This window comes from Pseudomonas sp. GW822-FHT02E03 (genome assembly GCF_058802325.1).
The window spans coordinates 1-19312 of record NZ_JBXAOA010000063.1 but is presented as its reverse complement, the minus strand read 5'-3'; the positions used below and the strand labels follow the sequence as shown (position 1 = coordinate 19312).

Sequence of the window (19312 nt, the reverse complement as noted above, 5' to 3'; positions counted from 1 at the left end):
GAACGATAATGCGGTTTAACAGGGGGACCGTGTAATCGTTCTTCGCGGGCAAGCCTCGCTCCTACGGTAATCCGCTGGAGTGGTTGCACAGGTTGATTGTTACAGGCGTGTAGTGGGTGTTGTCAGTATGTCGAAACAGCGTGCTGCTGTGATACTCATAGACTTCCTGGTTGGTCGACACATTGATGACCGAGCCTTGGAGATCGACCTTTATGGCTGGATCTCGGGTGACCAGAAACGGACCGGCAGTCTTGAGTTCAGACGCTATTTGTTCGTCGGATGGCAGCTCGCGATAGACATAGTATCGATAGCTGAACGGCACTGTCGCTCCGCCTCGATCATCCTTGATGCCGTAGATGAAGCCATGTTCGCCAAGGGGCAGTTTGAGTACAACATCGGTCAACACCGGGGCGCTGGAAGACATAAGCCATGTCCCGCCTATGTAGGCCAGGCATGCCGCCAGCAGGCAGGTGGTGACTATTGTGTATGCCGTTTTTTTAGTAGTTCCTGAACCGGGCATACCTGACTCCTTTTTTGATCCATTCCTGATCCGCTGGATCATCGCCAAAAGGAGCCTCGCTCCACCAGCTTCCAAATTCTACTTTTGTCGTTTTTGCCTGCGTCTGGGCAAGACCGGCTGCGCGTAACAGGACATTTTCGGAAAACCCCCGCAGCAATCCCGGCCGCGCCATAATTGAAATTACCGAAAGCTTCATAGACCGGGGACAGTTTTTTGTAATCCCAAGGGCCGCGATTTCTGACCTGGGTATAGAACCAGGAGTAAATAAATGCGGATCCCTCTTTCAAAATTTTTTTCTTATGGAAGGCAACTGCCATGTTTTCCTCCACAGATACGTCTGGGGGCGAAGGTGGAACTATCACGGGGCACTCCTGTTGCGCGCACGATAAATTGAAGCGCTAAACCCTAGCATCAAAACGACGACTAAAAACCACCACATGGCTAAATAGGAGTTTTCATACAAGAGCTTAAGCGGCGACAGTCCAGATCGTTAGTTGGGTTCAGGCCCACAGCCTTTAGACCCGAAAGGCCTGAACGGCTGTATGCAACCGCCCGCCCAGCACCAACAAATTCTCCCCTTGCTCACGCCCCTCACCAATCCTCAGCAAGTTATCCCCACCCAATTGATGAATCCGCTCACTGTGATCGCGGATTTCGCTGACAGCGCCGCTCTGCTGGGCGGTGACATCGGCGATGCGCACGGCGGTGTCGGAAATGGTCTGGATCGCCCCGACGATCTTATCCAGTGCACCGTCAGCCGCCTGAGCCTGATTGGCCGTGGCTTCGGCGTGTTCGACCTGGGCGCGCATGCCTTCGACCGATTGTCGCGCGGCGGTTTGCAGGCCGGCGATCAGCGTCTGGATTTCGGCCGTGGCGCCGGCGGTGCGTTGTGCCAATGAGCGAACTTCTTCGGCCACTACCGCAAATCCTCGGCCCATTTCTCCGGCGCGAGCCGCTTCGATGGCGGCGTTCAGGGCCAGCAGGTTGGTCTGGTCGGCAATCGAGCGGATCACCGTCAGCACACCGCCGATGGTCGCCGACTCCTCGGCCAGATGTTCGATCATCTGCGCGTTGCCTTGCACTTCGCCCACCAACGCATGCAGCCCGGTGAGGCTCAGGCCGATCACTTTTTGACCGTGTTCCACCGCCACTCCGGCATGGCGGCTGGCATCGGCAGCCTGGCTGGCGTCACCGGCGACTTGTTGAATCGTCGCCTCGAGTTCACCGAGAGAATCGCGGATCAGCGCGGTGTCGCCAGCCTGATGCTCGGCGCCGCTGTGCAGGTCATTGCTCAATTCGGCCAACGTTCGGCTGCTGCCGGCGACTTGCTCGGCGTTGAGGCGAATGGTGCCGACCAGGTCGACCAGATAGGCGCGCAAGCGATTGAGCGAGGCTTGAATGTCATGAAGTTCGCGGTTGGTCGCGCCCAGTTGAATGTCGCGGCTGAAGTCACCTTCGGCCCAAGTCGACAGCGCCGGGGCGAGGTTGGTCAGGGTTCGGGCCAGGCGTCGCTGCAAGGTGTCGATGAGCAATGCGATCAGCAGGATCAGCCCGATCATCACCCCTTGCATCAACCGTACTTCGCTCTGGATCTGCCCGTGTTGGGCGCGCACCACCGGTTCCAGCCCGGCGATGGATTGCTGCACGGCGGTAATTTTCACGTGCGTCGCAGTGCTGAGGTCGGCGCGTTTCTGGATCTGTTCGCGAGTGCGCGCCAGCTCCGAAGGGTAACGGGTGAGCAGGCTGTTGAGTTCGCGTTTGAGGCCGACGCCGGCATCTTCGGCGACGGTTTTCTCGGTGTTCTCCAGCCCCATCATCGCGGCGAAATCATCGGTGTTCGATTCGGTGCTGGCGGTCACGCCAAGTAGCGGTAAGGTGTCCAGTTGCTCGGCTTGAGTGCGGATGTTGGCAATTTCGCGTTCGACATCGGCGGCCAGTTCACTGCGCCCGCTGCTGACCAGTTTGTCCCGGGCCAGAGACAGTTTGCCCAGGTGCTGGGAGGCGACGAGCAAAGGCGTCAGATATGCCGCGTTGCCGCTGGCGTATTGGCTGAGTTGATCCAGGCTGGCGCCGAGTTCGCGTTCGGCTTGCAGCAACAGTGCTTGCGGGTCGCCTGCGAGTTTGCCAGCAGCCAGCAGGTCGGTTTTGCTGAATTCAGCTAGGTTCGACAGGCTCGGACGCAAGGTATCGGCCAATGCCGGTGGCAACTCACCGAGTTCCTTTTGCAAGGCGTCGATGGCCTGGCTGGCGCTGCTCAGGCGCAGGGCATCGCCGCTGGCCAGGTAATCCTCGACGTTGCGTGCCACTTCATTTTGAAACTGCTGAGACAGTCCCAGATAACGCTCCATCAACAGATAGGGGCGCTCCAGGGCTTTTTGCGACCACCAGAGCGTGGCGCCAAGGGCCACGCACACGGCGACCAGAAGGAGGGTATTGAGATTGGTCAGCAGCTTCAGGCGCATCATGGTCTACCAACGGCAGAATGGTAAGTGCCTGAAGTTATTGCGTTTCTGTTACAGAGTTATGACCGAATGGGTCGATTCCGATGAAAAAGTGGCACTTTGCTTTGATTCCCGCGCGGCTTGTACGCGATTACGTCCGGCGTTCTTCGCGCGGTACAGCGCCTCGTCGGCCTGGCTGGCCATCATCAGGCTGTCAGAGTCTTCGCGCAATTCGACGACACCGGCGCTGAACGTGCACCAGAGGTCCTGCGGCTGAGCGGGGTAGTGAATTTCGGCAAAGCGCTGACGGATTTCATCGAGGACCTTGCAGGCCGATTCGATATCAGTGTCTGGCATGACGATGGCGAACTCTTCACCGCCATAACGACCGATGAAGTCGGTCTTGCGCAACCGCTGCTTGAGGAACAGCGCCAGGCTCTTGATCACCCGGTCGCCCATGGGATGGCCGTGACTGTCGTTGACCCGTTTGAAGTGGTCGATGTCGAGCATCGCAAAGCTCAGCGGCTTGCTTTCGCGACGGGCGCGGAATGAACAGTCTTCGAGCAATTGCAGAATGTGGGTGTGGTTGTACAAGCCGGTCAGGCTGTCGCGCACCATCCGCGCTTTCAGATTGCGCGCCCGCGCCGCGCGGTTGCGCACGGTGGTGATCAGGTGCCGTGGCTTGATCGGCTTGGTCAGGAAGTCGTCGCCGCCCTCGCTCATGGCGTCGAGCTGCTTGTCCAGGTCATCTTCGGCTGACAGATAAATGATCGGCACGCTGACATATCGGTCGTTATGCCGGATCACCTTGGCCAGTTCAGTACCGGTGCAGGCCGGCATGTACATGTCGAGGATGATCAGGTCTGGCTGGAAATCCGCCAGTTCGGCCATGGCCTGGATCGGTTCGATCAAGGTCCTGGTGACGATCCCGGCGCTATTGAGCAGGCGTTCGGTGTGCAAGGCCTGGGCGCGGGAGTCGTCGATGATCAGCACTTTATAAGGTTCGTACTGGGCGACGCAGGTCAGGACTTCGATCTTTTCCAGCAGGCTCGAGGCTTCGAGGGTGCCGGTGAGAAATTCCTGGCCACCGGCACGCACGGCGGCGAGACGGGTCGGGGTATCGGTTTCGTGCAGGCTGAAAAACAATAGCGGCAAGGGCTGATCGAGGCCTTCCTGGGCTTCGGCCGCCAGTTTCAGGCCGATGCCGGCGCCACTGAAGTCGACGTCCATGACAATCGCCGCCGGTAACCGCTCGACCATCGAGGAGCGGAACGCGGCGACACTGTCGAGGGACTGAGCGCCGAGCCCGAAGAATTCTAGTTGTTTGGCCAGCCGTTCGGCCCGGTCGTGATCCTGCAGCATCACGTAGATCGGCTTGCGCAGCGGCGGTAGAAAGGTTTGTTCGAGCTGATCGCCATGACGCAGGCCGGTGCGGGACAGGCGCTGCATCAGACGATTGAGGTCAGTGATCAGTCCGCTGCTCAGGCGTCCGCGGTTGGCGTCCACCGCTTCCAGCGACTGGCCGATGTGGCGTGCCAGCTGAGTATGTTCCGGTTGTTCGAAACGTTCGGCAAAACGCAGCAGGCGCAGATTGGCTTCGCTCAACTCCGACAAGTCGGTGGTGGACCATTCGTTGCGCTGCAGGCGTTGCCATATCTCAAGGATCTGACGTGCCTGATGAATTACCCGCTGGGCAAAGTGGTGCTTGAGGCGCTCACGGCTGGGGTCTTCTGGCTCGGTCATATCCTGACTACTAGTTAGGGTGCATGCTGAGATCGACTGGTGGCTCTATGCTAGCACCTCTTTTCGATTGCATGAGTGTCGTAGGTCAATAATCTGCAAAGCGACGTTATTCAGTTTCTGACCGACTGGTCTGGATTGGTTTGTTTGTTACGAAAAGATGCCTATGAATCGGTGTTTCAGGACGTTTCCTTTCATTTCAACGAAGCTTCCTTGCGTTCGCCGAGGCTCGTCTGTCGGAGGTTTCTGATTTTTCGTCGCCATGGTTCGAGTGGGATTTGCGACTGTTAGGGTTCAGGGATTCCCTTAGCCGCTCGTCCGCAAACCATGACCCAGTGTTTCAAAGAACACCCCATCGATGATCAGCACCTGAACCACAACAGCACGCCCGTTGCTGACTGTGAATGCAAAGAGGTGCGGCTTTATGGCAGCAAGACGCTTGTTACCGATGTGCCGATTCTTACTTGCGCATGCCTCTGGCGCACCTATCAGCGTGAGGCCGAAGACATCATCGCTCCTGATGGCGTTTTGATCGTTGACCCAGTGGAGCGGAATCGGGTGATCAATGCTGCCTACGCCCGATTGTGGCTGCATGACTCGCGGTTCCAGTGGGCCGGGCTGGCGGCTTTTGCCTCAAAGCAAGTTGGCTGCGGATTGCTCCATGCGGCGGACAGCGTCGAACGCATCAGTGATGAGCGTGAGACGCGGCAGGTATTGCGAGACAGCCGCCGCGAGTCCGGACTATTGACGCCGGGCAAGATGGCCGAGCAGGCAGATGCGTTGCGTGACTATAGAGAAGCCGATGCACGCAATCCTGTGCCGTCTGTGGATTTTCGTTCAGCGGGGGAAGACTTGTCGTTGGTGCAACAGCAATTCCGGCATGTGCACGACATGATGGCGCTGGGCAATACCACGCTGTTTCTGGATGTTTATCCGCTGCATGAGTTTTATGCGAAGCGCGGGTTGGGGGAGTTAAAGCAGTGTCTGAAGGCGCGGGCGGGGATTTATGGGCATTCGAAGTTTCCGGTGTTGTGGCTGGTGGGGCAGGAAAAGCTTCCTTTTGGGTGGTTTCATACACAAGTCATGCAAGCCTTCGAGGCAATAGAAGCGGGGGATATCGCCGCGAGCGTCGAGTATTTAGCCTGGCACGAGCAGCGCAATATTCTCCAGCCAACTATTTATGAGGATCGGCAACTGGTGACGTTGCTGCGCGGCAATCATGCATCCTATGTGACTGGTTTTCCTTCCGGTGTCGCTCAGGCTATCGAGTTGACGCTCACCAGCCAATGCCAGCGTGTCGAGGATGATCGCACCATCGGTTTTGACAACAGCCCGCTGGCGGATTTGTCGGATATCAACCAGAGAATGGCATTCGTACTCCGGGCAGCTGCACGCTTTGATCACATGCTCAACGACTTCAACCGTGCAGCATTGGTGCAATCGATCAGAGAGATCGCATCGGGTGGAGCAAACCTATGAATCTGCGACCGCGTCGATGCTGCTGGCGCCATGGGACAGGCCTGCTGTTTCTGGCTGTGCTGATTGCGGCCGCCATATGGCAGCTGCAGCAGCCTCTGTGGGACGATCCGGAAATTGCTTTGGAAATAGGCGGGACATATGAAGAAATGCATAAGCACTCTACGGCCCCTTTCAGTCCACTGATCCGCGGACATGTCTGGGGCGGAATTCCCAAGACCGATGCTCGCTTGCGATTTATCGACCCGCATTATGGGTTTGATACGCCTTTGGCTCGATTTTTCACGGTTACATTCAATGACAACGTCATTGAAGACGTTCTTATGTCCCCGCAGATAGAACCATTACTGATCGACGACGCCCTGAAAGTCGTTCTCGACCTGCAAGACCAGTGGTGTGCAAAGGGGTGGGTGGCAATGGGAACCCGAAGTGATCCCTCGATTGCCGATACTCCTGAGTGGCGGGCCTACCTGAGGAAAGGAATTTTGCACGGGCGATCCTACTGGCAAGCCGGCGATAAGTATCAGGTCGCGCTGGCACTAGGTCGCTTCGAGGATTACCGAAATCCGACTGAAGAGCGCTACCTCATCACCCTTGCACTCGCTAAACCCTGGGTGCCCTTCGACGAAATCGAAGACATGTACGACGAACCCAGTCACTTCCCCGCCCCACAACCCAAACAAAAAGGAGCCCTGCCATGCCAACTCCCGCCTTCATGACCCTCAAGGGTGAAAGACAAGGCCTGATCAGCGCAGGCGCCTTCACCGAAGCATCAGTGGGCAACGTCTATCAGTTGGGCCGCGAGGACCAGATCATGATTCAGGCCCTGAGCCACGGCATTTTCGTGCCCAAAGGGTCGGGCGCGGGGCGCCGGATGCACAAACCCTTGGTCATCACCAAGGCAATCGACAAAGCTTCGCCGCTGATTAACATCGCTCTGTGTTCAGGAGAACTGCTCAGCAAGTGCCGTGTCGAGTGGTATCGCACCTCGGCTCACGGAACGCAGGAACACTTCTACACCATGGAGCTTGAAGACGCGGTGATCATCGGCGCCGAAGTGCTGATGCCGCATTGTCAGGACCCCGGCACCGCTCACCTGACTCAACTGGAAAAGGTCCACTTCAGCTATCGGCGGATCTATTGGCGGCATGAGATCAGCCGGACCATGGGCTCCGATGAATGGTCCGCCGAGGAGTAGGTATGAGGCTGGTCAATGAAATTTATCTGTCCACGTGGGAGCGTCAACATGCTTATTCCAGCGAGCAAGCACTGGATCACATGCGCCAGGCGCTGCTCGATCGGCAATCCATCGACGGCCTCGACGAGTTGCGTGCGGGCCTGCTGATCAATATCGACAGCGAGGTGCTGGAGCAGGTCGAGCGTGGAGAGTGGTGGTTGATTCGGGCAGAGGCTGACTTTGGCGACTGGGTGATGCCGGCGCGTACACTCGATCAGAGGGTTATCGAGTTGATGAAAAATCCGCCGGTTCAACCCTCGCGATCGCCAAGAATCTTTCGCCTCGTTGACAGTGTAACGGTCGAGCCGCTGGCGCAGTTGTCGTACCTCGCAACGGTGGATGGGCAGTCGGTGCAGCGCCGAACCGATGGCGAGGGTATCGCCCATCTTTTTGCGCCGGCCGGGGTGCAGCAGATCTCAATGAAGGTCATCGGCGTTTAGCGCTGGCATGGATACTTGAGTTTATTGGCAATGGCTGTCGCAGGTTCGGGCAATAATTTTCCGGATAGACCTAACGGCAGGTGCCGGTCAAAGGCACGTTGTTGTATGGTTGTGGTCGAACCGATGAACTCAAGTGATTGAAAGGATACCGCCATGCTGGACTGGAAGAACCGCACAGGCAGCGCGCCTGAGCGTGCCGCTGAACCGAAATCGGCCACCCGCAGTTATCTTGGCGGCCTGTTGTTCAGCCGGGCGCTGGCTACTCTGATTGTTCTTTACCTGTTGGTGGCGATCGCGCTGGGCTGGTACTGGAGCCAGGAGCCGGCGCTGTTCCCGGTTCAGCAGAATGCCCAAGTGGCGGCCGAGAAAGAAGGCAAGCAGATGGTGGTCGGGTACACCACGGTGGAAACCCTCAAGACCGTTGCCGGTACTTTGCTGACCAAACCGGGCGGTTATATTTCCAACGACCGTTTTCCGCCGGGCCTGTGGATGGACAACATGCCGAGTTGGGAATATGGCGTGCTGGTCCAGGTCCGCGACCTGAGTCGTGCGCTGCGTAAAGACTTCGCCCGTTCCCAGTCGCAGTCCGCTGAAGACGCCGACCTGGCCAAGGCCGAGCCGCGTTTCAACTTCGACAACAAGAGCTGGGTGCTGCCATCCAGTGAATCGGAATACCTGGAAGGCATCAACTCCCTGAGCCGTTATCAGGCACGTCTGTCGGGTCCTGATCAGAAAAGTGCGCTGTTCTATGCCCGCGCCGATAACCTGAACAACTGGCTGGGTGATGTGGGAACCCGTCTGGGCTCACTGTCGCAACGGTTGTCGGCCAGTGTTGGCCGGGTCAAGCTCAACACCGCACTGAAGACTGAAGTCCCGGCGCTCGGTCAGGTGCCGCAGGTTGACGAAGAAGTCGTCGAGACCCCGTGGCTGCAGATCGATAACGTGTTCTACGAAGCCCGCGGTCAGGCCTGGGCGTTGTCCCATCTGCTGCGTGCCATCGAAGTCGATTTCGCCGATGTGCTGGCGAAGAAGAACGCCACGGTCAGCGTGCGCCAGATCATTCGTGAGCTGGAAGCTTCGCAAGAGCCGGTCTGGAGCCCGATGATCCTCAACGGCAGCGGCTTTGGTGTGCTGGCCAACCACTCGCTGGTCATGGCCAATTACATCTCTCGGGCCAACGCCGCGGTGATCGATTTGCGTCAACTGCTCAATCAGGGCTGAGTCATGGTTGATAACTCCTTCGATGGCATGCGGGAGGCCGCTCATCGCGCGGCCTCCGATGCCGAACAGATCGCCTGGGTCGACGAGCAGGACAACCTGCTCGGCGCCCTGGTCCGCTCCGAGTTGCGCGAACGCGAGCTGATCGGGCGTGGCACCTACATCATGCTGTTCAATTCCGCCGGTGAGTTGTGCGTACACCGGCGCACATTGAGCAAAGCGATCTACCCCGGTTACTGGGACGTGGCGGCCGGCGGCATGGTGTTGGCCACCGAGACTTACGCCGAATCGGCGGCCCGTGAGCTGGAAGAAGAATTGGGCGTGAGCGGTGTGGAACTGACCGCCCATGATCACTTTTTCTTTGAGGACACCGGCAACCGACTCTGGTGTTCGGCGTTTTCGGCAGTGTGGGACGGCCCGTTGATCCTGCAGCCGGAAGAGGTGCTGGAAGCGCGCTTCATCCCGATCGATCAGGTCATGCTGGAAATCCAGCAAAAGCCTTATTGCCCGGACTCCCTGGCAGCTTTACAGCGTTATCTGAAAGCCCGACAAACCGACGTCGCAAAGAAGGTATAAATTGGCGCCGATTGGCTCTTAGCAAGTCGGCTTTTTGCCGTTACACTGCGCGACCTTTTCAAACTGAAACGGCATAGCTCTATTAGGAGCGAAGCTTGCTCGCGAATATCGCAAGGACAACGCGTACATTCAGAACGCACGCGTTATCGTTGACGTCCATCGCGAGCAAGCTTCGCTCCTACAAGTCTGTACCGGTTCAGTAGCGCTGCCCCTGCCTGAGTGGGGCTTCGCGGTCGATGGCTCCCTCCCGGGTTGCCGCGACCAGTCTTTGTCCTCCCAAGAGGATTGCCGGTGGCCAAAAAAGCCGCATCCTTCGCCGCCCTTGGTGGCCTGGTATTTTCCACCGACGCAGGTCGTCATTGCCCGGATTGCAGTAAACCGGTGGATGCCTGCATCTGCAAACAGACCGTTATCCCGGCCGGCGACGGCATTGCCCGCGTGCGTCGCGAAAGCAAGGGCCGTGGCGGCAAGACGGTGACCACCATCACCGGTGTGCCGTTGGCCGAAGACGCGCTCAAGGAGCTGGCCACGACGTTGAAAAAACGTTGTGGGACCGGTGGGGCGTTGAAAGACGGGATCATCGAAATCCAGGGCGATCATGTCGAGCTACTCTTGGCCGAGCTGATCAAACACGGTTTCAAAGCGAAGAAGTCCGGCGGCTAGCAGCCTCTGTGAAAACCACCCTCGGCTTGATCCGGCCCCGATTCAATTCTGGTCCGGCGTCGTCTACATGGTTTTCACAGAGCCTGTTCTGACCGGTTTCTAAACTCAGCGCTGAATGCGAGGTCTATGCCCCTTGCATGCAGGCTAATCGTCATTTTCATTCTTTAGACTGCGCCGGCCTGAACCCAGGCGACGCTCTATGACTTCTTTATAGGGGACTTCAATGTCCGTACGACGCACACGCAAAGACGATGGCAGCCAATGGACAGTTGCGGACAGCCGCAGTGTTTACGGGATTCGCCATTGGGGGGCCGGGTATTTCGCGATCAATGACGCCGGTCGCGTCGAAGTTCGTCCGAACGGTCCGACCAGTTCGCCTATCGACCTCTTCGAGCAAGTCGACCAACTGCGCAAAAGTGGTTTGTCCTTGCCGTTGCTGGTGCGTTTCCCTGACATCCTGCAAGACCGCGTACGCCAGCTGACCGGCGCTTTCGACGCCAATATCGAGCGCCTGGAATACCAGAGCAAGTACACCGCGCTGTATCCGATCAAGGTCAACCAGCAGGAAGCGGTGATCGAAAACATCATCGCCACCCAGAACGTTTCCATCGGTCTGGAGGCCGGCTCCAAGCCTGAGCTGCTGGCGGTACTGGCGCTGGCGCCGAAGGGCGGCACCATCGTCTGCAACGGTTACAAGGACCGCGAGTTCATCCGTCTGGCGCTGATGGGCCAGAAACTCGGTCATAACGTGTTCATCGTGATCGAGAAAGAATCCGAAGTCGGTCTGGTGATCGAAGAAGCCGCGTCGCTCAAGGTCAAGCCGCAGGTCGGCCTGCGCGTGCGTCTGTCGTCCCTGGCGTCGAGCAAGTGGGCAGACACCGGTGGCGAAAAATCCAAGTTCGGTCTGTCGGCGGCGCAACTGCTGTCGGTGGTCGAGCGTTTCCGCGCCGCCGGCCTGGACCAGGGCATCCGCCTGTTGCACTTCCACATGGGTTCGCAGATCGCCAACCTGGCGGACTACCAGCACGGCTTCAAGGAAGCGATCCGTTACTACGGCGAGCTGCGCAACCTTGGCCTGCCGGTGGATCACATCGACGTCGGCGGCGGTTTGGGCGTGGACTACGACGGTACGCACTCGCGTAACGCCAGTTCGATCAACTACGACATGGACGATTACGCCGGTGTCGTGGTCGGGATGCTCAAGGAGTTCTGCGATGCACAGAGCCTGCCGCACCCGAACATCTTCTCTGAAAGCGGCCGTTCCCTGACTGCTCACCACGCCATGCTGGTGGTTCAGGTCACCGACGTCGAGAAACACAACGACGACGTGCCGAAGATCGATAACAAGGAAGAGCTGCCGGAAACCGTGCAGTGGCTGGTTGACCTGCTTGGCCCGACCGATATCGAAATGGTCACCGAGACCTACTGGCGCGCCACGCACTACATGAGCGACGTGGCCACGCAATACGCCGATGGCAAGCTGACCCTGGCGCAAAAAGCCCTGGCCGAGCAATGCTACTTCGCCGTTTGCCGTCGCCTGCACAACTCGTTGAAGGCCCGTCAGCGTTCCCACCGTCAGGTGCTCGACGAACTCAACGACAAGCTGGCTGACAAGTACATCTGCAACTTCTCGGTATTCCAGAGCCTGCCGGACACCTGGGCCATCGGCCAGGTCCTGCCGATCCTGCCGCTGCACCGTCTCGACGAAGAGCCGCTGCGCCGTGCGGTGCTGCAAGACCTGACTTGCGACTCCGACGGCAAGATCAAGCAATACGTCGACGAGCAGAGCATCGAGACCAGCCTGCCGGTACACGGTCTGAACGAAGGTGAAGACTACCTGCTGGGGATCTTCCTGGTGGGTGCCTACCAGGAAATTCTCGGCGACATGCACAACCTGTTCGGTGACACCGACTCGGTGAACATCTACCAGAACGCCGATGGCAGCGTGTACCACGCCGGTATCGAAACCCACGACACCATCGAAGACATGCTGCGTTACGTGCACTTGTCGCCGGAAGAGCTGATGACCCACTACCGCGACAAGTGCGCCAGTGCCCGCATCAGCGCCGCCGAGCGCACCCAGTTCCTCGATGCCTTGCGTCTGGGTCTGACCCGCTCGTCTTACCTGTCTTCTTGAGGTAAGGCTCCGTTCTCATCGGGTTGTCTGAAAATTCTCCGTACAGTGCGGAAATTTCAGATGACCTGGTGCGGGGCTTCTCTTTTTTCAAGTGAAATGAACCACAGACCGGGCTATCCAAGCGATGTGGTCTTCTTTTCACGTAGGTCATTTCCTAAGTTGTATTTCGGCACTCTACTCGGCCATGTCTCTCAGCGAGAATCCCCGGCCGCCCCTCCTGTAGAGAATCGCCGATGTTCGATCCAGTCAACGAGCCGTCATTTCGTCTGGATATAGCGGGTCTTCCCGACCCCTTTGAGGTCTTGGCCTTTACCGGTAGTGAAGCCATCAGCGAGCCCTTTGTGTTCGACGTGGATCTGCTGAACGATGACCCGACGCTGGACCTTGCGAGCCTTTTGTATCGTTCGGCCTTTTTGCACTTCGGGCCCCAGGGGCAGGGTATTCACGGGCAGCTGCTTGGCCTCGTTCAGCTTGGCCATGGCGGTGAGCCCGGGCTATGTCGTGTGCGTCTCGGCCCCAGGCTGGCGTGTCTGGGCCAGCGCTTCAATCAGCGAATCTTCAGCCAGTGCTCGGTGCCGGAGATTCTCGCTCAAGTACTCAAGGAGCACGGCATTGCCGGTAAGGGGCGTCGCTTCGACCTGAGCGGCGATTACCCGCCCCGTGATTTCTGCACGCAGTACCGGGAATCAGACCTGCAGTTTCTCCAGCGTCTGTGTGCCCAGGAACGCCTTCATTACCATTTCGAACACTGCGCACGCGCAGGACACTGTCTGGTTTTCGGTGATGGCCTGGGGCAGTTCAGTCGTGGCGAAGAGAGCGTCTTTGAGGGTGAGAACAAACGGCCAGGTGTGCATCAGTTCAAGCTTCACGGCTGCGGTCAGATCGCCGAAGGCCAGACGAATCTGGCGACGCTGCGCAGCGGTCAACTGATGCCGCTGTCTGGCCATCCGTGTGTGGACTGGAATCGTCTCTGGCTACTGACCCATGTCGAGCATCAAGGGGGGCAGGAGCCAGGGTTTTCCTATAGCAATCAACTGCGCGCCGTTGTGCAGGAAGTGCCTTTCGTGGCAGATCATTCGGTCATGAAACCCAGGATGCACAGCCTGCAACGGGCGTGGGTAGTCGAGGTCGATGAGTCTCAACCGGATCTGTCCAGACCGGTAGCGGTGCAGTTTGACTGGCTTTATCAGGGGGAAGGCGCAGCGCCCAGCCACTGCTGGTTGCCGTTGGCTCCCGAGTTGGGAGACGCAGGCAGTCTGCCGTTGTGCGAAGGGGCGCAGGTGCTGGTGAGCTTTATCGAAGGCGATCCGGATCAACCCTTGATCAGCGGATTTCTCCCCGGCACAGCGTCGAGCACAGAGCCAGTCATACCCGACCTGCAACCTTCCTTGATGACCGATGCGAACCTGGCGCTCGACGGCTTGCTGGGCATGCTGCAATCCAGCGAACCCTTGGTGCTCCTGTGCCTGCTGCCCGGCGGCGGCAGTTTCAGTCATTGCGCGCAGTCCTTCTGCACCTGTCGGGCGGCGACGCAGTTTGGCCAGAGCGGTGCGGCATGATCGCCGCTCAGGCGCCCGACTCGACTGCGCAATGGTTGTTGCTCGATGTTCCGGGCGAGCCTCAGGCCGGTGCGAATTTGCGGCAACAGTTTGCTCATGCCCGATGGTTCCGCCTGTTCGAAGGCACTGAGTTTCACCCGTTGCGTGAGTACGGCCCGGTATTGGTCGACCTTCGCGAATGCCCGGCACTGACCGAGCTGTGCCAAAGTGCGCCACACATCTGGAGCGGATTGCTGCTAGCCAGTGAAGCAACGCCATCGCAGTTGCTGGAGCATTTGCGACGCATGCTCACGGTCACGCTGGGTCTGCATCACCGGGCCTTGTTGAGTTACTACAATCCACACACGGCGAGTTATTTTTTCGATGCCTGCGATGCGCAGGAGTTGAGTCGCTGGCTCGGTCCGATCGATCAGTTGCGCTGGTTCGGTGGCACCTGGGCCGACCGGGCGATAGGCTGTCAGGGCTGGCAGCAGTTGTTCAATCCGCGGCTTGCCGTCCGGCCGCTGGCCATTGAAGAAAACCTCAGCCTGCGTCAGCGAGACACCTTGCAAACCTGCCTGCTGGAACAACACGCCTGGCGCTGGAGCCGATCCACCGGCACCGGTTACAACAGCTTGTGGGCTTACTTGCAGGAAGGGCAGGCGCTGGGATTCAGCGAACGTGCGGTGCTCGATGACTGGTTATGGTTGCGCTTGCTGCATCCTGACGCAGCGACCGGGCAGCCATTGTCGGGAGCCAGCCAGCAGGAGCGTCTCGATAGCCTGCGCAACCGGTGGCAAAACGATCAACCCTGAACGTGAAGGCCGGCCCTCGTTATCCTTTGAACCAGCTATCGTGCTTGCGCAAGTACCAGGCGAATGCACCAAGGGTCAGGCTGCGCAGCAACATGAACAACAGGAAGGTTATCCACAGTCCATGGTTGCCCAAGCCTTGCAGCGCCCAGGCGAAGGGCAGCAGCAGGATCACCGTCAGCAGCATACCGTTGCGCATTTCCCGGGCGCGGGTGGCGCCGATGAACAGACCGTCGAGCAGGTAGCTCCAGACGGCAATCAGCGGCAGCACCGCGAGGTAAGGCAGGTATAGGAATGCGGTATCGCGCACGCTCTGGATGTCCGTCTGCATCTGGATGAACAGGTGCCCGGCGAACAGAAACAGCAAGGCAAACCCCACGCTCGCCAGCAACGACCAACCGCACGCCACCACCAATGACCGACGCAGGGCTTCTCGGTCGCGAGCACCGATGGCGTGTCCACACAGGGCTTCTACGGCATGAGCCAGACCGTCCAGCGCATGGGCGGTCAGCAGCAGACCGTTGAGCAGCAACGCGTTGGCGGCAACCGTGGCATCGCCCAGCCGCGCGCCTTGCACGGTGATCAGGAAAAACACTGACTGCAATGCCAGGCTGCGAATGAAGATGTCGCGATTGACCGCCAGCAATGGGCGCCAGCTCTGCCACAACGCCAGCGCTGCCCAGGCGATATGGCCGGGATAGGCGCGCAGAGCCTTGCGGGTCATGAACAGGCCGATCAGCGCGCCGGTCCACTCGGCGATCACTGAGGCCCGGGCCGCGCCGACCACGCCCCACTCCAGACCGAGTACGAACCACAGGTTCAACGCGATGTTGACCAGATTGGTGCTCAGCAGAATCGCCAACGGAGCCCGAGCGTTCTGGGTGCCGAGGAACCAGCCCACCAGCGCGTAGCTGGCCAGCGCCGCCGGCAAGCCAAATAGCCGCGTGTGGAAGAACTCGCGGGTGAGATGATCCAGCTCGGCCGACGGTTGCATGAAGTGCAACGCGACCCCGCTCAGCGGCACGCCCACTGCGCCCAACACGATGGCCAGGCCCATGGCCAACAACAGACCCTGGAGCAAAATCTGCCGCAACGCTGCGCCATCCCCGCGCCCGGCAGCCTGGGCGGCGAACCCGGTGGAGCCCATGCGCAGAAAGCCCATGGCCCAGGCAAGAAAGGTATACAGACTGGCGCCCACCGCGACAGCGCCGAGTTGATGAGCATGGGGCAAATGGCCGACGACGGTACTGTCGACCAGCGCTACCAGCGGTACGGAAATGTTCGAGAGAATCATCGGGGCGGCGAGCGCCCAGACTCGACGATGGGTCGGACGGTCGCGCCAGTCGGCAATCAGGTTGGGCATGCAGGCTCCTTGGGGGCGCCTGCATTGTAGCGGCAGATTGTTTTTCATGATCGTTCCCATGCTCTGCGTGGGAATGACTCCTGTGACGCTCTGCGTCACATTGTCAGGGACGCGGAGCGTCCCGGGCTGCATTCCCACGCAGAGCGTGGGGAACGATCAGGGCAGAAAAAATGGGATTAGTGAACAATCCAGCTCAGCAACCACAATCCCAGCAACAACCAGATAATCCCCATGATGATCGACGCGTTCATGAAGGCGCGGATCGCCGCCCACAGCAACATCAGCCCGATGATCAGCGTGATGATGCTGATGATCGAAGTGTCCATGCCCAGCGCTTGGGCCAACCCTTCGACAAAATTGCTGCCGGCGTTGCTCAACAGGTTGAACAGACCACTGAGGGCGTCGATGATGAACCGGATGGCCGAACCGATTATCTGGCCGAGCCATTCGAAAAAGCTTTCTACCTGCATGTGTACGTCCTGATGGAGTGGTGGCGTGGTTGCCGGATCCGACCGTTGGGCTACTGATCGTGCTGTCGAGTTCCCGACCGTCCAAGTATGGCGCAAACATCTCTGCCGAAGGCTGCGTTCGGCTGCGCAGCAGTCGTCAAACCGGAAATTGCGGTACGTCAGGCAGAGCGCGTCAGCCATATTCACGACTGCTGCGCAGCCGAACGCAGCCTTCGGCAGCTGCTACATAGATCTTGCCTTCACCCGCCATCCCCCTGAAGCTATACGCCTTCAGGAGAGCCCGATGAACCTTGTTGAACTGACCGAACGCCTGCACGCCATTCGCGACCGCAATGACTGGCGGCAATTTCACAGCCCGAAAAACCTGGCCATGGCCGCGAGCGTGGAAATGTCCGAGCTGGTGGAGATTTTCCAGTGGCTGACCGAAGACCAGTCACGCCAGTTGCCGGCGGACAAGCTCGCCCATGTCGGGCAGGAAGTCGGCGACATCGTGTTGTATCTACTGCTGCTGTGCAGCGAGTTGGGGTTGGACATGAATGACGTGGTGCGCAGCAAACTCGCGGACAGCGAACGGCGGTTCAGCTGATGAGCGACCGTCATTTCGATCAGTTGGCGACCCGTTTCGCTGAAAAAATCTACGGTGGCGCCAAAGGTGCGATCCGGCTCGCGGTGCTGCAAACCGACCTGGCCGAAACCCTGCCGGACCGCCCGCTGCGCGTACTGGACATCGGCGCCGGCCTGGGCCACATGTCGTTGTGGCTGGCCGAGCGCGGTCATCAGGTGACCCTCGCCGAACCAGCTGAACCGATGCTTGAAGGTGCCCGCCAGCGCTTCGCCGAAGCGGGGCAGACGGCGACGTTCATCCAGGCGCCGTGGCAGGATCTGCTCGGTCAGCTCACTGAACCCTACGACCTGGTGCTATGCCACGCCGTGCTGGAATGGCTGGCCGAACCCCATGCGATTTTACCGGTACTGCATCAGTTGACGAAGCCGGACGGCTGGTTGTCCCTGGCGTTCTACAACCGCGATGCGTTGATCTACCGCAACTTGCTAAAGGGGCATTTCCGCAAGATGCGCAAGAACGACATGGCCGGCGAAAAGCAGAGCCTGACGCCGCAGCAGCCACTGGATCCACGGGAACTGGCGGCGCAACTTGAGAGCATGTGGCAGGTCGAAACGCAGAGTGGGGTGCGGGTTTTTTATGACTACATGCCAGTGGAATTCCAGGCCCGCGTCGAACTACCAGACTTGCTGGAAATGGAACTGGCCCACCGCCGTCACCCAAGCTTCGCCGGGCTTGGGCGCTACCTGCACTGGATCTGTCGGCCGATCTGAGCGGAGCGCGAAATGAAAAGTCGTTCAGGGTTACTGGTGATCTGTCTCGGGTTGGCGGCTTGTCAGGGCAGCAACCCTTATGTCGCGACCTCCAATCCCCTGCCACCGGCACCGCCTCAGGCCGCCACCACCTTCGACCACAGCGCCTACCCGGCGCCGCCACGCGATTACGGTCGCTATCGCAGCTGGGCCTGGCTCAACGGACGCCTGCCACCGGGCACGGCCTGGGCCGACTCGGCGCAGATGGCCGAAGTGGTCAGTAATGCCCTGGATCAACGCGGCTTGCGCCCACTGCACGACAACCGCCCGGCGGACCTGTTGGTCAGCGCCGATTTGCATCTGGAAACCCGCTTGCGTCAGGTGCAGGACGACTATGGTTACGGCGGGGGTTATTACGGCGGCGGTTATAACCGCTACGGCAGCGGTTACGGCATGTACAACACGGTGCCGGTCATCCGCACTTATCAGGTACAAGTCGTGGTGGTGCGTATCGAGCTGTTCGACGCGAGCACCGGCCAGCCGGTATGGAGTGCCAGTGCCGAAACCAGCAGCCAGGGCAGCCAGAGCGAGCGTGCCGATGCCATACGCGAAGCTGTCGAAAAGGCTATGTCGGCGTATCCTCCTAGTTAGCTTCCCGTACAGGAAGCCTCCCGCAGGTGCATGTCTTCTATCGGAGAAAAATCATGTTCCGCCGTCTCGCTTTACTGGCCATGGCCGCGCTGCTCACTGCCTGCGCCGCCAACCAGGTCAATCATGACTTCGATGCCAGCCGCGACTTTGCCGCCTATCGTAGCTGGAGCTGGAAAGAGCCCGCCGTGCAATACCGCCCCGATGATCCACGGATCATGAGTGACCTGACCGAACAACGCATCCGCCAGTCCGTTGCCGATCAACTGGATCAGCGCGGCTTGCGTCCGGCCGCCGCCGGCGCCAGTCCGGATCTGAGGGTGCAGGCCTACCTGATCGTCGAAGATCGTCAGCAGCAGGTGACCACTCACTATGGCGGTGGTTATGGTGGCCCATGGTACGGCTACTGGGGCGGGCCGATGTACAACGAAACGCGCAACATCAGTTACAAGGTGGCGACCATTCAGATCGACCTGCTCGATGGCAAGGACGGCAAACTGGTGTGGCGCGGCAGCGACGAGCAGACGCTTAGTCGCACACCGAACCCGCAGGATCGTAGCAATAAAATCCACGAGACGGTCGGGCGGATATTGGCGAACTATCCACCGCGTTAAACCCTGAACTAACCAACACCACGGATCCATTGTGGGAGCGGGGGGGGGGGGGGGGGGGGGGGGGGGGGGGGGGGGGGGGGGGGGGGGGGGGGGGGGGGGGGGGGG

General features: G+C 59.4%; 20 protein-coding genes. 14 read left to right on the top strand and 6 right to left on the bottom strand.

What is annotated here, in order from left to right:
• Positions 1-61 precede the first annotated feature (61 nt).
• From AC1RQB_RS26515 to gcbA, 4 genes are all read right to left on the bottom strand, one after another.
• A complete protein-coding gene (locus AC1RQB_RS26515) occupies positions 62-520 on the bottom strand; it encodes a hypothetical protein (protein ID WP_008069036.1) in 459 nt (152 codons plus the stop codon).
• A complete protein-coding gene (locus tag AC1RQB_RS26510) occupies positions 498-692 on the bottom strand; it encodes a polymorphic toxin type 44 domain-containing protein (protein ID WP_241824498.1) in 195 nt (64 codons plus the stop codon). The genes AC1RQB_RS26515 and AC1RQB_RS26510 overlap by 23 nt, the downstream gene beginning before the upstream one ends.
• A gap of 343 nt (positions 693-1035) precedes the next feature.
• Entirely contained in the window at positions 1036-2079 is a 1044-nt protein-coding gene (locus AC1RQB_RS26505; protein WP_431355267.1) for a methyl-accepting chemotaxis protein, read from the bottom strand.
• Between the two features lie 954 nt (positions 2080-3033).
• Entirely contained in the window at positions 3034-4704 is a 1671-nt protein-coding gene (gene gcbA / locus AC1RQB_RS26500) for a diguanylate cyclase GcbA (RefSeq protein WP_063341682.1), read from the bottom strand.
• Positions 4705-5028: 324 nt separating this feature from the next.
• Between gcbA and AC1RQB_RS26495 the strand changes: the two genes are divergently transcribed.
• The 10 genes from AC1RQB_RS26495 to AC1RQB_RS26450 all read left to right on the top strand — a co-directional run bounded on the left by AC1RQB_RS26495 (position 5029) and on the right by AC1RQB_RS26450 (position 14801).
• Complete coding sequence (locus AC1RQB_RS26495; RefSeq protein ID WP_063341681.1) at positions 5029-6180, top strand: DUF2515 family protein; 1152 nt, start codon at positions 5029-5031, stop codon at positions 6178-6180.
• Entirely contained in the window at positions 6177-6896 is a 720-nt protein-coding gene (locus AC1RQB_RS26490; RefSeq protein ID WP_063341680.1) for a hypothetical protein, read from the top strand. The genes AC1RQB_RS26495 and AC1RQB_RS26490 overlap by 4 nt, the downstream gene beginning before the upstream one ends.
• The gene (locus tag AC1RQB_RS26485; RefSeq protein WP_063341679.1) at positions 6875-7375 is read left to right on the top strand and encodes an Hcp family type VI secretion system effector; all 501 of its coding nucleotides are present in this window, start codon (positions 6875-6877) and stop codon (positions 7373-7375) included. Before AC1RQB_RS26490 ends, AC1RQB_RS26485 begins: the two co-directional genes overlap by 22 nt.
• Positions 7376-7377: 2 nt before the next feature.
• Positions 7378-7854 (top strand): hypothetical protein, encoded by a 477-nt coding sequence (locus tag AC1RQB_RS26480; protein ID WP_063341678.1) that lies wholly within the window; start codon positions 7378-7380, stop codon positions 7852-7854.
• Between the two features lie 153 nt (positions 7855-8007).
• Positions 8008-9075, top strand: a complete 1068-nt coding sequence (locus tag AC1RQB_RS26475) for a DUF2333 family protein (RefSeq protein ID WP_008069052.1) — start codon at positions 8008-8010, stop codon at positions 9073-9075.
• A 3-nt stretch (positions 9076-9078) separates the two neighbouring features.
• Entirely contained in the window at positions 9079-9648 is a 570-nt protein-coding gene (locus tag AC1RQB_RS26470; RefSeq protein WP_063341677.1) for an NUDIX hydrolase, read from the top strand.
• Positions 9649-9939: 291 nt separating this feature from the next.
• A complete protein-coding gene (locus tag AC1RQB_RS26465; protein ID WP_063341676.1) occupies positions 9940-10311 on the top strand; it encodes a translation initiation factor Sui1 in 372 nt (123 codons plus the stop codon).
• Between the two features lie 223 nt (positions 10312-10534).
• A complete protein-coding gene (gene speA, locus AC1RQB_RS26460) occupies positions 10535-12448 on the top strand; it encodes an arginine decarboxylase (RefSeq protein ID WP_008069058.1) in 1914 nt (637 codons plus the stop codon).
• 233 nt (positions 12449-12681) lie between these two features.
• Complete coding sequence (locus tag AC1RQB_RS26455) at positions 12682-14007, top strand: contractile injection system protein, VgrG/Pvc8 family (protein ID WP_063341675.1); 1326 nt, start codon at positions 12682-12684, stop codon at positions 14005-14007.
• Positions 14004-14801, top strand: a complete 798-nt coding sequence (locus AC1RQB_RS26450) for a DUF4123 domain-containing protein (protein ID WP_063341674.1) — start codon at positions 14004-14006, stop codon at positions 14799-14801. The genes AC1RQB_RS26455 and AC1RQB_RS26450 overlap by 4 nt, the downstream gene beginning before the upstream one ends.
• Before the next feature lie 19 nt (positions 14802-14820).
• On the opposite strand, the gene AC1RQB_RS26445 is transcribed toward AC1RQB_RS26450, so the two are convergent.
• Together AC1RQB_RS26445 and AC1RQB_RS26440 are read right to left on the bottom strand one after the other, a co-directional pair.
• Complete coding sequence (locus AC1RQB_RS26445; RefSeq protein WP_063341673.1) at positions 14821-16161, bottom strand: MATE family efflux transporter; 1341 nt, start codon at positions 16159-16161, stop codon at positions 14821-14823.
• Between the two features lie 176 nt (positions 16162-16337).
• The gene (locus AC1RQB_RS26440; protein ID WP_063341672.1) at positions 16338-16631 is read right to left on the bottom strand and encodes a hypothetical protein; all 294 of its coding nucleotides are present in this window, start codon (positions 16629-16631) and stop codon (positions 16338-16340) included.
• A 283-nt stretch (positions 16632-16914) separates the two neighbouring features.
• Between AC1RQB_RS26440 and AC1RQB_RS26435 the strand changes: the two genes are divergently transcribed.
• From AC1RQB_RS26435 to AC1RQB_RS26420, 4 genes are read left to right on the top strand one after another with little or no spacing between them, the layout of a single operon-like run.
• Complete coding sequence (locus tag AC1RQB_RS26435; protein ID WP_007907453.1) at positions 16915-17217, top strand: MazG-like family protein; 303 nt, start codon at positions 16915-16917, stop codon at positions 17215-17217.
• Positions 17217-17966 carry a methyltransferase domain-containing protein gene (locus AC1RQB_RS26430; protein ID WP_008069070.1) on the top strand — a complete coding sequence of 250 codons (750 nt, stop codon included), beginning with the start codon at positions 17217-17219 and terminating at the stop codon, positions 17964-17966. Before AC1RQB_RS26435 ends, AC1RQB_RS26430 begins: the two co-directional genes overlap by 1 nt.
• Positions 17967-17978: 12 nt before the next feature.
• Complete coding sequence (locus AC1RQB_RS26425; RefSeq protein ID WP_063341671.1) at positions 17979-18596, top strand: DUF4136 domain-containing protein; 618 nt, start codon at positions 17979-17981, stop codon at positions 18594-18596.
• Positions 18597-18649: 53 nt separating this feature from the next.
• Entirely contained in the window at positions 18650-19207 is a 558-nt protein-coding gene (locus tag AC1RQB_RS26420) for a DUF4136 domain-containing protein (RefSeq protein WP_008069073.1), read from the top strand.
• Positions 19208-19312 lie beyond the last annotated feature (105 nt).

Excerpts from the sequence above, each read along its gene's own strand:
- AC1RQB_RS26515 (WP_008069036.1), bottom strand. The coding sequence starts at position 520 with ATGCCCGGTTCAGGAACTACTAAAAAAACGGCATACACAATAGTCACC.
- AC1RQB_RS26510 (WP_241824498.1), bottom strand. The coding sequence starts at position 692 with ATGGCGCGGCCGGGATTGCTGCGGGGGTTTTCCGAAAATGTCCTGTTA.
- AC1RQB_RS26505 (WP_431355267.1), bottom strand. The coding sequence starts at position 2,079 with ATGATCGGGCTGATCCTGCTGATCGCATTGCTCATCGACACCTTGCAG.
- gcbA (WP_063341682.1), bottom strand. The coding sequence starts at position 4,704 with ATGACCGAGCCAGAAGACCCCAGCCGTGAGCGCCTCAAGCACCACTTT.
- AC1RQB_RS26495 (WP_063341681.1), top strand. The coding sequence starts at position 5,029 with ATGACCCAGTGTTTCAAAGAACACCCCATCGATGATCAGCACCTGAAC.
- AC1RQB_RS26490 (WP_063341680.1), top strand. The coding sequence starts at position 6,177 with ATGAATCTGCGACCGCGTCGATGCTGCTGGCGCCATGGGACAGGCCTG.
- AC1RQB_RS26485 (WP_063341679.1), top strand. The coding sequence starts at position 6,875 with ATGCCAACTCCCGCCTTCATGACCCTCAAGGGTGAAAGACAAGGCCTG.
- AC1RQB_RS26480 (WP_063341678.1), top strand. The coding sequence starts at position 7,378 with ATGAGGCTGGTCAATGAAATTTATCTGTCCACGTGGGAGCGTCAACAT.
- AC1RQB_RS26475 (WP_008069052.1), top strand. The coding sequence starts at position 8,008 with ATGCTGGACTGGAAGAACCGCACAGGCAGCGCGCCTGAGCGTGCCGCT.
- AC1RQB_RS26470 (WP_063341677.1), top strand. The coding sequence starts at position 9,079 with ATGGTTGATAACTCCTTCGATGGCATGCGGGAGGCCGCTCATCGCGCG.
- speA (WP_008069058.1), top strand. The coding sequence starts at position 10,535 with ATGTCCGTACGACGCACACGCAAAGACGATGGCAGCCAATGGACAGTT.
- AC1RQB_RS26455 (WP_063341675.1), top strand. The coding sequence starts at position 12,682 with ATGTTCGATCCAGTCAACGAGCCGTCATTTCGTCTGGATATAGCGGGT.
- AC1RQB_RS26450 (WP_063341674.1), top strand. The coding sequence starts at position 14,004 with ATGATCGCCGCTCAGGCGCCCGACTCGACTGCGCAATGGTTGTTGCTC.
- AC1RQB_RS26445 (WP_063341673.1), bottom strand. The coding sequence starts at position 16,161 with ATGCCCAACCTGATTGCCGACTGGCGCGACCGTCCGACCCATCGTCGA.
- AC1RQB_RS26440 (WP_063341672.1), bottom strand. The coding sequence starts at position 16,631 with ATGCAGGTAGAAAGCTTTTTCGAATGGCTCGGCCAGATAATCGGTTCG.
- AC1RQB_RS26435 (WP_007907453.1), top strand. The coding sequence starts at position 16,915 with ATGAACCTTGTTGAACTGACCGAACGCCTGCACGCCATTCGCGACCGC.
- AC1RQB_RS26430 (WP_008069070.1), top strand. The coding sequence starts at position 17,217 with ATGAGCGACCGTCATTTCGATCAGTTGGCGACCCGTTTCGCTGAAAAA.
- AC1RQB_RS26425 (WP_063341671.1), top strand. The coding sequence starts at position 17,979 with ATGAAAAGTCGTTCAGGGTTACTGGTGATCTGTCTCGGGTTGGCGGCT.
- AC1RQB_RS26420 (WP_008069073.1), top strand. The coding sequence starts at position 18,650 with ATGTTCCGCCGTCTCGCTTTACTGGCCATGGCCGCGCTGCTCACTGCC.